General features: G+C 70.2%; 12 protein-coding genes and 1 pseudogene. 11 read left to right on the top strand and 2 right to left on the bottom strand.

The annotated features are described in order from the left end of the window. The first annotated feature begins 186 nt into the window (after window positions 1-186). The 5 genes and pseudogenes from NBW84_RS01075 (at window position 187) to NBW84_RS23970 (ending at window position 4,263) form a co-directional block, all read left to right on the top strand. A complete protein-coding gene (locus NBW84_RS01075) occupies window positions 187-945 on the top strand; it encodes an SDR family oxidoreductase (RefSeq protein WP_250280838.1) in 759 nt (252 codons plus the stop codon). A gap of 146 nt (window positions 946-1,091) precedes the next feature. Beyond that, window positions 1,092-1,874, top strand: coding sequence for an enoyl-CoA hydratase-related protein (locus NBW84_RS01070; protein ID WP_250280837.1), 783 nt, complete (start codon window positions 1,092-1,094; stop codon window positions 1,872-1,874). A gap of 101 nt (window positions 1,875-1,975) precedes the next feature. After that, window positions 1,976-2,539, top strand: coding sequence for a helix-turn-helix domain-containing protein (locus NBW84_RS01065; protein WP_250280836.1), 564 nt, complete (start codon window positions 1,976-1,978; stop codon window positions 2,537-2,539). A gap of 11 nt (window positions 2,540-2,550) precedes the next feature. After that, window positions 2,551-3,336: pseudogene (locus NBW84_RS23975) on the top strand (enoyl-CoA hydratase/isomerase family protein); the annotation flags it as partial. 111 nt (window positions 3,337-3,447) lie between these two features. Then, window positions 3,448-4,263 (top strand): enoyl-CoA hydratase/isomerase family protein, encoded by an 816-nt coding sequence (locus tag NBW84_RS23970; RefSeq protein ID WP_445548344.1) that lies wholly within the window; start codon window positions 3,448-3,450, stop codon window positions 4,261-4,263. Window positions 4,264-4,505: 242 nt separating this feature from the next. Here the strand turns inward: NBW84_RS23970 and NBW84_RS01055 are convergent, their stop codons facing one another. Further along, window positions 4,506-5,411, bottom strand: a complete 906-nt coding sequence (locus NBW84_RS01055) for an SDR family oxidoreductase (RefSeq protein ID WP_250280834.1) — start codon at window positions 5,409-5,411, stop codon at window positions 4,506-4,508. 250 nt (window positions 5,412-5,661) lie between these two features. Beyond that, the gene (locus NBW84_RS01050; RefSeq protein WP_250280833.1) at window positions 5,662-6,459 is read right to left on the bottom strand and encodes an enoyl-CoA hydratase-related protein; all 798 of its coding nucleotides are present in this window, start codon (window positions 6,457-6,459) and stop codon (window positions 5,662-5,664) included. A 679-nt stretch (window positions 6,460-7,138) separates the two neighbouring features. Between NBW84_RS01050 and NBW84_RS01045 the strand changes: the two genes are divergently transcribed. The 6 genes from NBW84_RS01045 (at window position 7,139) to NBW84_RS01020 (ending at window position 12,501) form a co-directional block, all read left to right on the top strand. Further along, entirely contained in the window at window positions 7,139-8,464 is a 1,326-nt protein-coding gene (locus NBW84_RS01045) for a cytochrome P450 (RefSeq protein ID WP_250280831.1), read from the top strand. Then, window positions 8,461-9,699 (top strand): FAD-dependent oxidoreductase, encoded by a 1,239-nt coding sequence (locus NBW84_RS01040; protein ID WP_250280830.1) that lies wholly within the window; start codon window positions 8,461-8,463, stop codon window positions 9,697-9,699. The genes NBW84_RS01045 and NBW84_RS01040 overlap by 4 nt, the downstream gene beginning before the upstream one ends. A gap of 101 nt (window positions 9,700-9,800) precedes the next feature. Then, window positions 9,801-10,121, top strand: coding sequence for a 2Fe-2S iron-sulfur cluster-binding protein (locus NBW84_RS01035; RefSeq protein ID WP_250291012.1), 321 nt, complete (start codon window positions 9,801-9,803; stop codon window positions 10,119-10,121). Between the two features lie 5 nt (window positions 10,122-10,126). Continuing rightward, complete coding sequence (locus tag NBW84_RS01030) at window positions 10,127-10,360, top strand: hypothetical protein (RefSeq protein ID WP_250280827.1); 234 nt, start codon at window positions 10,127-10,129, stop codon at window positions 10,358-10,360. 45 nt (window positions 10,361-10,405) lie between these two features. Beyond that, on the top strand, window positions 10,406-11,866 hold the full coding sequence (locus NBW84_RS01025; RefSeq protein WP_250280826.1) for an aldehyde dehydrogenase: 1,461 nt from the start codon (window positions 10,406-10,408) through the stop codon (window positions 11,864-11,866). 197 nt (window positions 11,867-12,063) lie between these two features. Further along, the gene (locus tag NBW84_RS01020) at window positions 12,064-12,501 is read left to right on the top strand and encodes a nuclear transport factor 2 family protein (RefSeq protein WP_250280825.1); all 438 of its coding nucleotides are present in this window, start codon (window positions 12,064-12,066) and stop codon (window positions 12,499-12,501) included. Window positions 12,502-12,644 lie beyond the last annotated feature (143 nt).

Here is a 12,644-nt window from a genome sequence, read left to right as displayed (position 1 = left end):
TCACCAGCCACTCGATCATCGCCGGGCCGGTCAACTGGCCGTCCAGCGCCGCCTGAGGCTTTCCCGCCGGCACAGCGGAGCCCCGCCGGCACAGCGGAGCCCCGCCGGCACGACGGAGCTCCGCCCGCACGGCGAGCTCCACCGGCACGGCGAACACACGACACGACGAGCACAGCGGAGACAAACATGAGCAATCGGGTCGCCTTCGTCACCGGCGGCGCGCAGGGCATCGGCGAAGGCATCTCGCGGACGCTCGGGGCCAAGGGCTTCCAGGTCGCCGTCGCCGACCTCAACTTCGAGGCGGCGCAGGCCACCGCCGCGGCGGTCACCGCCGCCGGCGGCAGGGCCATCGCCGTCCACGTGGACGTGACGGACACCGCCTCCGTCCAGGCCGGGGTGAAGGCGGTGACCGGCGAGCTCGGCCCGGTCGAGATCGCCGTGAACAACGCCGGCTGGGACGACTTCCTGAAGTTCGTCGACACCACCGAGGAGTTCTGGGACCGCATCCTGGAAATCAACTTCAAGGGAGCGCTGCGGGTCACCAGGACCGTGGTGCCCGGCATGCTGGAGCGGGGCTGGGGGCGCGTCATCAACATCGGCTCCGACGCGGGCCGGGTCGGCTCCTCGCTCGAGGCGGTGTACTCCGGCGCCAAGGGCGGCATCATCGCCTTCACCAAGACGCTCGCCCGCGAGGTGGCCACCAAGGGCGTCACCGCGAACACCGTCTGCCCCGGCCCCACCGACACGCCCGCCCTGCGCAAGTTCGCCGACAACGCCGGCCAGGACGCCGAGAAGGTCATCGCCGGGATGACCCGGTCGGTGCCCCTGCGCCGCCTGGCGCAGCCGAGCGACGTGGCGGCGGCCGTCGCGTTCTTCGCCTCCGACGAGGCCGGCTACATCACCGGTCAGACGCTGTCGGTCAGCGGCGGGCTCACCATGGCCTGACCGGCCCGCCGGCCCCGCCGGCCCGGCCGGGGACGTCCCACCCGGAAAGATATCCACCCGGAATGGCAGGCGGCGGCCGGCGCCCGTTCCACGGGCCGTGTTCGTGGCCACCGCGGATCCACAAGCTGTTGAATGAGGATGACACAATGCCCGACCCTGGTAGCACGGCCGTCAGATGGGATCGTGTGGCGGACGGCGTTCTGCGTGTGACGCTGGAGCGGCCGCCCGCGAACGCGCTCGGCAGGCCCATCATCGAGGGGCTGGCCGCCGCGCTGGACGAACTGGACGCGGCGGGCAACGTCATAACCGTCGTCACGTCCGCCATTCCGGGTTTCTTCGCCGCCGGCGCGGACATCAAGCACATGTCCGCGGTGGACGCCGAGTCCTTCCTGGCCTATGGTGACGAGCTGCGCGGCGTGCTCGACCGGCTCGCCGCGCCGGACCGCATCACGATCGCGGCCATTGACGGGCTGGCCCTCGGCGGCGGGCTTGAGCTCGCGATGGCGTGCACGCTGCGGGTCGCCGGGGCCGGGGCGCGCCTCGGCCTGCCCGAGGCCAGGCTCGGCCTGATCCCCGGCGCGGGCGGCACCCAGCGGCTGCCGCGGCTCGTCGGCCGTGGCCGGGCCCTCGACATCATGCTGACGGCCAGGCAGGTGCCCGCGCCGGAGGCCCACGCGATCGGCCTGGTCGACCGGCTCGTCGAGCAGGGGCAGGCCGAGCAGGAGGCGCTCAGGCTCGCCGCCGAGCTGCGCCGGCTGTCGCAGCCCGCCCTGCACGCCGTGGTCCGCACGGTCGACGCCGCGTTCGACCTGACGTTGCCGGCGGGCTTCGCCTACGAGGTCGCCCAGGAACAGGAGCTGTTCGAGTCGGGCGAGGCGAAAGAGGGGCTGGCGGCTTTCCTGGAGAAGCGTCCGCCGAAATTCGTCTGACACCCCGGCCCGGTCGGCCGGCCGGGCCCCCGCCGGGGCGGCCCGGTATCCGTGAACAGCGGTGGATGGATGTACTTCTCGGAGTTTGGCGGGATTTTTCCATGGCAGTGAACCGTTATACGCTGACCGACGAACAGAGATCAGATCTGATTATGCTGGTCCGCGGTCCGGTCGAGGAACGGGCGGTTGCCGACCGGGCGCGGATGGTGCTGTGGTGGGATGAAGGCATGCCGGCCCGCGCGATAGCCGCTCTGCTGCGAGTGTCGCCGCCCACCGTGTATCTGTGGCCGGCCCGTTTCGCCAGATTCGGGATCGAGGGGCTCTACGACGCGCCGCGGCCCGCGCCGCCGCCGGTTCATGACGGACGGGTGCGGGCAAGGATTCTCGCACTGGCCCGGCAGTCGCCGCCCGCGGAGACCGGGCTGCGGCGCTGGTCGAGCCGTGCGATGGCGCGGTACCTGCAGCGCTGTGAGGGAGTCGTGGTGTCACATACCTTCATCGCCGACCTCTGGCGGGAGAACAATCTTCAGCCGTACCGGACGGGGACCTTCGGGCCGCCGGCCGGCCCGGCCCCGCGGACACCGGACACCGCCACCGCCACCGCCACCGCCACCGTCGACCAGCTCCAGCGCTTATCACGTGGCGGGATGCACACGAACAGCTGAGGGGAAGAACTGTGGGGAGCATCGAGGAGGCCGCGTTCGAGACCATCCTGGTCGAACGCCCCTCGGACGGCATCATCGTCGCGACGCTGAACCGCCCGGAGCGGCTGAACGCGATGACGGTGCGCATGTTCGAGGAGCTCGAGGACCTGGCCCTGGCGGTGGACGGCGACCTCGACGCGCGCGTCCTGATCCTCACGGGCGCGGGGGACCGGGCCTTCTGCGCCGGCTACGACCTCGACGACGCCGAGGAGCTGTCGAGCCTGTCGCCCATGGGCATGCTCGTACGCCAGGAGCGCGCCGCCCGCGCGCTGGCGACGCTCCGGTCGGTCCGGATCCCGGTGATCGCGGCGCTCAACGGCACCGCCGCGGGCGGCGGGATGTCGCTCGCGCTCGTCGCCGACATCCGGCTGGCCACGCCGTCGGTGAGGTTCAACGCCGCCTTCGTACGCATCGGCCTGTCCGCCGGGGACATGGGCGCCTCCTGGCTGCTGCCGCGCATCGTCGGGCCCGCGCTCAGCGCCGACATCGCCTATACCGGGCGTTTCGTCGAGGCGCAGGAGGCCGAGCGGATCGGCCTGGTCAACAGGATCGTCCCGGCGCAGGCCCTGCTGGCCGAGGCCGTCGCCATGGCCGAGGTCATCCGCGCCAGCCCGGCTGGCGCCATCCAGCTGTCCAAACGGTCGCTGCAGGCCAACATGGAGGTGTCCTCGTACCCGGCCGCCCTGGAGCTGGAGAACCGTGGCCAGGTGGTGCTCACCAGGGACGAGGAGATCGGCTTCCCGGCGGCCCTCGACGCCCTCGGACGGGAGTACGCCGACGCGCAGGAGCACACCGGCGCTCCTGTTCCCGGGCTGGCCGTTGCCCGGCCGGTGACGAGAGATCGGACCAACAGTGGGGAAGGCGGTTTCATGCTCCAGTTCGAGCCACCGAAGTTGGAGACGCTGACGCTCGAGCCCCTGGCGGGCGGCAGCGTGCTGCTGACGGTCAACCGTCCCCACCGGATGAACTCGCTGACGGTCAAGATGTTCGAGGAGTTCAACACCGTCGCCCACGCCCTGCGGGACACCGACGCCAGGGCGCTGATCCTCACCGGGGCGGGCGGCCGCGCGTTCTGCGCGGGCTTCGACCTCGACGAGATCGGCGTCATCGCCACCATGGGCGTGCGTGAGTTCCTGCGTTTCCAGGAGATCGCGGCCGGGGGTTTCGCGGCGATCCGTGCCCTTCCCTTCCCCGTGGTCGCGGCCATCCACGGGGCGGCCTCGGGGGGCGGGCTGGCGCTCGCGCTCGCCGCGGACATCCGCCTGGTCGCGCCGACCGCCAAGTTCAACGCCCCGTTCGTCCGGCTCGGGCTGTCCATCGGGGACCTGGGCACCTCGTGGCAGCTCACCCGGCTGGTCGGGCCCGGGCGGGCGGCCGAGATCGCCTACACGGTGCGTACCGTCGAGGCCGAGGAGGCGGTCCGCATCGGGCTGGCGAACCGGCTCGTGCCGTCGGAGACGCTGCTTGAGGAGGCGTTCACGGTGGCGAAACAGATCGCCGGCAACTCGCCCGCCGGTATCCGCATGTCCAAGCGCGCGCTGCAGCACAACCAGGAGAACGCCTCCTTCGCGGCGGCGCTCGAGCTGGAGAACCGCGGCCAGGCGCTGCTGACGCGCGGTGAGGACATGACCGAGGCCCTGACGGCGTTCAAGGCACGCCGGCCGCCACGGTTCACCGGCAGGTAGGGGACGCGGGCCGGGGGACAGCAGGCCGGGCCAGGCGCCGGCAGCTGTCCCGGCCGGGCTGTCCCCCGGCTGCCCGAAAAACAGGGGAGTAGAAACGGGAAAGCAGCGACGAGAACCCGGAAAGACAGCGGAACGCCCCCGGATAATCGCCGTCCGGGGGCGTTCCTCCGGTTTCTGGGGAAAGTACCGTTTATGTGGGGGGACGGTGCCCCGAAGAAATGGGCGGAGCGGAGGGGATACCGTCAGACGTCGCGCTGGGCCTTGCTCTGCGCGCTCGCCAGCTGGCTGCGCTCGCGGATTTCGGACCAGTCCTGGTCGCTCAGGGTGGTCAGGCCCGCGAACGTCCCCGGGCCGGCCAGTTTCTGCCCCCCGTCCATCGCGATCGTCTCGCCGGTGAGGTAGTCGCAGGCGTCCGACAGGAGGAATATCACGAGGTTCGCCAGCTCCTCGACGGTGCCCACGCGGCGCATCGGGATCTGGTCGGCCTGGGTCGCCCCGACCGAGCTCCTGTCGGTGGGGTTGAGCATCTCCCAGGCGTAGTCCGTCGGGATGGGCCCGGGCGCGAGGGCGTTGAGGCGGATGCCGTAGCGGGCCCACTCGACCGCCAGCGACATGGTCATGGCGTGCACGGCGGCCTTGCCCATCGCGGAGGGGACCACGAACGCGGAGCCGGTCCAGATCCAGGTGGTGAGCATGGACAGCACCGCCCCTGGCAGCCCCTCGGCGATCCAGCGGCGGCCGGCGGCGTGGGTGGTGTTGAAGGAGCCGTTCATCACGGTCGAGCTGACGGCCTCGAAGGCGCGTGCGCTCAGGCTGGCGGTCGGCGCGATGAAGTTCGCCGCGGCGTTGTTGACGACGCTGGTCAACGGCCCGTACTGGGACCAGATCCCGTCGATGGCCGCGTCGACGAAATCCGCCTTGCGCACGTCGACCGTCTGCACGTGGACGCTGCCCGGCCGGGAGGCCGACGCCTGCGCGGCGGCATCCTCCAGGACGGCCTGCCGGCGCCCCCACAGATGGACCTCGGCGCCGTGCTGCACCAGGTGGGCCGCCACCCCCCGGCCGAGGCCGGTCCCACCGCCGGTGATGAGAACCCGTTTTCCCAGCAGCACGTCTGGCGAGTAGATGGACTTCGAGCTGTCAGCCATGGGTGGTCCCTTGTCGGCTCTGGTGGCCCTGCGCAGCCCCGGGGAGCTCTGATGGTCTCCCCGGGGGGCTCTGTCGGCGTTGGCGGTGCTGCCCGGTCACGCACCCGCGGTCACAGCGGGCCGGAAGCCGCTCCCGCGGCACCGCGGTGCTGTCTGTCTCGTGCGCGGTGCCGCGGACGGGCCTTCGGCTGCCCGGTACTTCGGCTGCTCCGGTACTCCAGTTGCTCCGGTATTTTAGTTGCCCGTTACTTCAGTTGCCCCGGTACACGGAGAAGTCCGGCGGGCGCTTCTCGTTGAAGGCGGTGATGCCTTCCTTGGCCTCGGGGGACTCACCGAACAGCTTGAGGCTGGAGTACGCCAGCTGCCCGATTCCCGCGAAGTGCTCGGTGTCGGTGTTCAGCGACTGCTTGAGCACCTTGAGCGAGGTGGGCGACAGCAGGAGGATCTCATCCGCCCAGGCGCGGACCTCCGCCCGCAGCTGGGCGGCCGGGACCACCTTGTTGACCAGGCCCCAGTCCGCGGCCTGCTGGGCGCTGTACTGGCGGCAGAGGAACCAGATCTCGCGGGCTCGCTTCTCACCGATCACGCGGGCGAGGTAGCCGGTGCCGAAACCGGCGTCGAACGAGCCGACCCGCGGGCCGTTCTGGCCGAAACGGGCGGTCTCGGACGCGATGCTGAGGTCGCACAACAGGTGCAGGACGTGGCCGCCGCCGATGGCGAAACCGTTCACCGCCGCGATGACGGGCTTGGGCACGTCACGGATGACCCGGTGCAGGGCGTCCACCTCGAACAGGCCGCTGTCCGACGGGCCGTAGTCGCCGGTCTCCAGGCGCTGTTTCTGGTCACCGCCGGTGCAGAAGGCTTTCTCGCCGGCGCCGGTGAGAGCGATGACGCCGACCTCGTCGCTGGCCCAGGCGCGCTTGAAGCTTTTGATCAGCTCGTCGACGGTGCGGGCCCGGAACGAATTGTAACGCTCCGGCCGATTGATGGTGATCCAGGCCAGGCCGTTTTCGACCTTGTACGTCACGTCAGTGAACTGGTCGTCCATTGAACCGATGACCCTCTTCGATCAGGAAGCGAGCAGGGGTGCTGCTCGTCAGGGAGTAGATGACATGATCTTCCTGGCTGCCCGCCCGGAAAACGCCGGCCCGCCGGAGGGCAAATGTACTGGTACGAACGGCCTTTTTCAAGGCGCTGTCGGGCCTGGCAATTGAACACCACTGACGGGAGACAGGAATTACCTCCAAAGGGGGACCGGAGCCATGGCTCAGGTGGGTGCCGCCCTCGCCAGGAGTGATCAGCCGCTGTCGGACGGGTCCGGCAGCGGGCCGGCCGGCCGGGTCGCCGGGGCCTCGTCGCACCGTCCGCGCACGCCGTCCGGTGGGGGTGGGGCTCTTTCGGTTCCGTCGGGTCGGCGGGGCTTCCTCCCGCGTCGCGGGGTTCTCCGTCATGGACGGATGGCCCCGCGACCGGGCAGTTGGTAACGCAGGGAAATTTTTCGATCACTATATGTTCCTAAGGTGGTACCTCAGGTATCCGCAAGGGGTACGAGGATTTCCCCTATGGGTGATGCAGGACACAGTTTGGCCGCCTACCGTTGACCCGACCGGGCGCCAGTGTCGTCGCCTGCGGTTCGCCTCTGGGCGGCGTCGACAGGGAAGGGGGGTTGTCGATCATCTTCCCACCTTCGGTGGATCTGGATTAAAGATCATGTATGAGGAGAGCTCATGGTCGCGGTCGCACCTGTGAACACCCGTCCGATACCGGACGAGATTGCCTGTCAGGTCGTCTTACCCGAGGGGCATATCGACGAGGACAGGCTGTTCGCCGCCTACCAGTGGCTGCGTGAGAACAATCCGCTCGGTCAGGTCAGGGTGGCGGGCTACGATCCGGTCTGGCTGGTCGCCAGGCATGCCGACATCATGGAGATCGAGCGGCAGCCGGACATCTTCACCAGCGGTGGCGGTGTCCAGCCGGGCTCTCACAACCCGATTCTGCAGAACCAGGCCGGTGACGAGTTCACCAAGAACCTCACCGGTGGCAGCCTGCGCATTCTCGACGCGCTCCCCTACCTTGACCCGCCGGAGCACACCGCGGTCAAGGACGTCGCGGTCGAATGGTTCCGCCCCGCGAACCTGAAGAAGTGGGAGGACACCATCCGCGAGCTCGCCCGGGAGGTCATCGCCAGGTTCCTGCACCCCGGCGAGAACAATATCGACTTCGTCAGGGAGTTCGCGCTCTTCTACCCGCTGCACGTCATCATGACCCTTTTCGGCGTGCCCGAGGAGGACGAGCCGAGGATGATGGCGCTCAGCCAGGAGTTCTTTGGCACGGAGGACCCCGAGGCGCGCCGGGAGGATGTCGAGGCGCTCACTCCGGAGGCGGCCGCGCAGCAGTGGTCCGCGGCGATCAGGGACTTCTACGCCTACTTCGACGTGCTGGTGGAGGACCGGCGGAAGAACCCGAAGGACGACCTCGCCACGATCATCGCGCTCGCGAAGGGGGAGGACGGCGAGTACTATCCGAAGGGGTTCGCCTACGGCTGGTTCATCGCGATCGCCACCGCCGGTCACGACACGACGTCGAGCACGCTCTCGGGAGCGCTTGAGCAGCTCGCGCTGCATCCCGACCAGCTCAAGAGGGTCCAGGATGATCTTTCGCTCGTCCCGCACCTGCTCAACGAGGCGCTGCGCTGGGCGTCCCCGGTCAAGCAGTTCACCCGGCAGGCCACCGAGGATTACACGCTGAACGGAAGCGAGATCAAGAAGGGTGACCGGCTGATGCTGCTGTACCAGTCGGCCAACCGCGACGCCGAGGTGTTCGACGATCCCGACACATTCCGGATCGACCGCCGGCCGAACAAGCACATCGCCTTCGGCTACGGCCCGCACATGTGCATCGGCCAGCACGTGGCCAAGCTCGAGCTGAGGATCATACTCGAGGAGCTGCTGCCGCGTATCGGGAAGATCGAGCTGACCGGCGAGCGCAAGGTCGTCCAGACGAACTTCGTCGGCGGGCTGAAGAAACTGCCGGTACGTCTGGAGCTGCGGTGACCCAGCGGCGGGTTTCCCCCGACAGCCGCCGGGTGGTGGTCGTCGGGGGAGGTCATGCGGGCGGCACGCTGGTAGGGCTGCTGCGGCAGGCCGGCTTCACCGGTGAGATCGTGCTGTTCGGCCAGGAGACGGACCTGCCGTACCACCGTCCGCCCCTGTCCAAGAAGTTCATCGACGGCGATCTCGAGCACTGGCTGCGCCCGCCGGAGTTCTACCCGGAGCAGGACATCTCCGTCCGGCTGGGCGAGTCGGTCGAGTCGGTCGACCCCGTGGCGCGCCGCGTGTACACGAGCGGCGCGCAGACCGTCGACTACGACGTGCTCGTCCTCGCCACCGGGGCCGAGCCCCGGCGGCTGCCGGCGCCCGGGGCCGATCTCGCCGGTGTTCTCACCCTGCGCACCCTCGCCGACGCCCGTGTCCTGCGCAAGGCCGTCATCAGCGGCGGCCCGATCGCGATCATCGGTGGTGGGTACGTCGGCCTGGAGGTCGCGGCGGTGGCGCGGGCGGGCGGCGTCGAGGTGACGGTCATCGAACGCGAGGAGCGGGTGCTCGCGCGGGTGGCGAGCAGCCGGCTGTCGGAGATCCTGGCGGCGTACCACCGGGAGCGCGACACCACGATCCTCACCGGGGCGCAGGTCGTCGGCCTGTCCGGCGAGGACGGCCGGGTCCAGGGCGTGCTTCTCGGCGACGGGACGCGGATAGCCTGCGACATCGCCCTCGTGGGCATCGGCGCGGTCCCGCGCGACGAGCTCGCAGTGGCGGCCGGCCTGGCCTGCGAGCAGGGGATCCTGGTCGACGGCCAGGCGCGCACCAGCGATCCGGCGATCTTCGCGATCGGGGACGTCACCCGCCGGCCGCTGCCGGGCGTCGACGGGCTGCAGCGGCTGGAGAGCATCCCCAGCGCGGTGGAGCAGGCCAAGCAGGCCACGGCCGCGATCGTCGGCGCGCAGCCCGTCCACCCGGAGGTGCCCTGGTTCTGGTCCGACCAGTTCGACCTGAAGCTCAAGATAGCCGGGATCGTCTCCGCGCCGCCCGGTACCGTCCTGCGCGGTGACCCGGCATCGGGGCGCTTCGCCCTGTTCCACCACACGGACGGCAGGATCACGGCGGTGGAGTCCGCGAACTCGCCGGGCGACTTCATGGCCGGCAAGAAGCTCATCGCCGGCGGTGAGCGGGTCGACCCGGTACGGCTGGCCGACCCCGCCGTACCACTCCGCGGCGCCGTGATCACATGAACCGTCACCGTATGAACCGTCACCACATGAAAAACAAAGCTGTTGTTATGTCAGGTCGTCATCAAGCCATATGAAACAACCGGATGAGCACGGAGCGCGCGATGCCCATAATCACCTACGTTCTGCCCGACGGCACCGAACACGCGGTCGACGTCCCGCCTGGGCAGACCGTGATGGATGGTTCGGTTCGCAACAACCTGCCGGGGATCGTCGCCGAGTGCGGCGGTAGCTGCTCGTGCGCGACGTGCCACGTCTACGTCGGCCCGGAGTCGCAGGCGTTCTTCGACGAGATGACCGACGAGGAGCGCGAGCTGCTGGAGTTCGCCGACGGCACGCGGGAGGACTCCCGGCTGTCCTGCCAGCTCGTCATCACCAGCGAATGCAAGGGCGTCCGGGTGACGGTGTCGGCCGACAACGGCTGATCCGGATGCCTCCGGGCACGCTCCGGCCGGCATGCCCAGGTGCCGGGCTGGCCATCACCGCGGTCGTGGCGGGCGGCAGCGGACCGGACAGCTTCAGCCCCGAGCCGCTCGCGCCGCACCGGGCCGGGAAGCTCCCCGCCGGCAAACTGATCACCACGGTGCCGTCCACGCAGATCAACGAAGCCGCGGCACCGCGGCACCGTGGCGAGGCGGTGAAGATTGTTCTTGTCCACGAGTGAGCGTGGCGGCCCGCGCAGGATTCCGTCCTCGTAAGGAGAATGCCAATGACGACGACGATCGACTACGACCAGTTCTACATCGACGGCGCCTGGCAGGCGCCGGCCGCGAACGGCAGCATCCCCGTGCACTCGGCCAGCACCGAGGAGCGGGTGGGCAGCGTCCCGGAGGGGACCGAACGCGACATCGACCTGGCGGTGGCGGCGGCGCGCCGCGCCTTCGACGACCCGGACGGGTGGTCCCGGTGGTCGCCGGCGCGCCGCGCGGAGGTGCTGGAGCGGTTCGCGGCCGCGCTGGAGGCACGCGGCGCGGAGACCGCGCGCCGGGTCAGCGTCCAGAACGGGATGCCGATCTGGTTAGCCAACCAGTTCGAGGCGGGCTTCCCGCCGTTGCTGCTGCGCTACTACAGCGGCCTGGTCGCGCAGACCGGGCTGGAGGAGATACGCCCCGGCATGCTGGGCGGCCGCTCCCTGGTCATCCGCGAGCCCGTCGGCGTGGTCGGCGCCGTGGTCCCGTGGAACGTGCCGCAGGCGATCTCCTTCCTGAAGATCGCGCCAGCGCTGGCCAGCGGCTCCACCGTTGTGATCAAGCCCGCGCCGGAGACCGTGCTGGACGCCTTCCTCGTGGGTGAGGCCGCGCTGGAGGCCGGGCTGCCCGCCGGCGTGCTCAACATCGTCCCCGGTGGCCGCGAGGTCGGCGCCCACCTCGTCTCCCACCCCGGGGTCGACAAGGTCTCCTTCACCGGGTCCACCGCCGCCGGGCGCGCGATCGCCGAGACCTGCGGCCGGCTGCTGCGGCCGGTGACCCTTGAGCTGGGCGGCAAGTCGGCCGCGATCGTGCTCGACGACGCCGACCTGGCGGCCAACATCCAGAGCTTCTTCGCCTCGACCCTGCTCAACAACGGCCAGATCTGCTGGCTCGGCACGCGCGTCCTCGCCCCCCGGCGCCGGTACCAGGAGGTGGTCGACACCATCACCGGGCTCGTCAGCTCGCTGGCGGTGGGGGACCCGCTCGACCCGGCGACCCAGCTGGGCCCGCTGGTGTCGTCCCGGCAGCGGGAGCGGGTGGAGTCCTACATCGCCAAGGGCGAGAGCGAAGGGGCCCGGCTGACCACCGGCGGCAGGCGGCCCAAGGACCTCGACAAGGGATGGTATGTCGAGCCCACGGTCTTCGCGGACGTGGACAACAAGCAGACCATCGCCCAGGAGGAGATCTTCGGGCCGGTGCTGGCGGTGATCCCGTACTCCACCGAGGAGGAGGCCGTCGCCATCGCGAACGACAGCGACTACGGCCTCGGCGGATCCGTGTGGACGGCCGACCCGGAGCGCGGCACGGCGCTCGCCCGGAAGGTCCAGAGCGGCACGATCGGGATCAACGCCTACGTCAACGACCCCACCGCGCCGTTCGGCGGGATCAAGGCGAGCGGGATCGGCCGCGAACTCGGCCCGGAGGGGCTGCACGCCTTCCAGGTCCTCAAGACGATCTATCTCGACGCGTCCAGCGGCTGATCCCGAGCGCCATGTGACGGGTACGCGCGGACGGGCGTCCCGGCCGGCCGGGGCACCGGCCGCCCACCGGGCCCGTCCGGCAGCCACGGCGCGCAGGTTCCCCGTCGCGCGGGCCGGTCACCGCCGGCCCGCGCGACGGGAGTACCGCTGGTACGGGTGGACGGCGGTGATGCCATGACCATCAACGAGGAGAGATCATGGGAGTTTCGATACGCGAGTCCCTGAGCACATATCCGGAGCGTTACTTCGCCGCCTGGAACGGGCGGGACCTGGACGTCGTCGCGGGCCTGCTGGCAAGCCGTTTCCGGTGGGCCGACCCGTCGCTGCCGGCCGACATCACCGATCTCGAGGGTGCGCGCGGGTTCTTCCAGGCGGCCTGGCAGGGCTTTCCCGACCTGCGTCTCGAGCCGGTGGGCGACCCCCTCGTCGACGAGATCACCGGTCGTGTCGCGCAGGAGTGGCGCATGACCGGAACCCACACCGGTGAGGGCTTCCCGCCCGGGGTGCCGGCCACCGGGCGGGCGTTCGACCTGGCGGGCGCCGATGTCTTCACCGTCGGCCCCGAAGGCCGCGCGGCCGCCATCCACGCCTACTGGGACGTCACGACGCTGGCCCGCCAGCTCGGGCTCGCCTAGAACACGAAAGCCGGGACAGGTCCGGTACAGGGGAGACGGGGAACGGGCCGGGCCACGGCGATCGCCACGTCGGCGGCCACGAGCCACCCGGCTCCCCGGTGGCCGGCCGCGCCGTGGGCGTCAGCGATGCCGTGGGCGCCCGC

The organism is Protofrankia sp. CiP1_Cm_nod2, assembly GCF_920664355.1.
In the GTDB taxonomy this organism is placed as follows: Bacteria; Actinomycetota; Actinomycetes; order Frankiales; family Frankiaceae; genus Protofrankia.
Note: the sequence above shows the minus strand (reverse complement) of the source record. Positions and strands in the feature narration are given on the sequence as shown.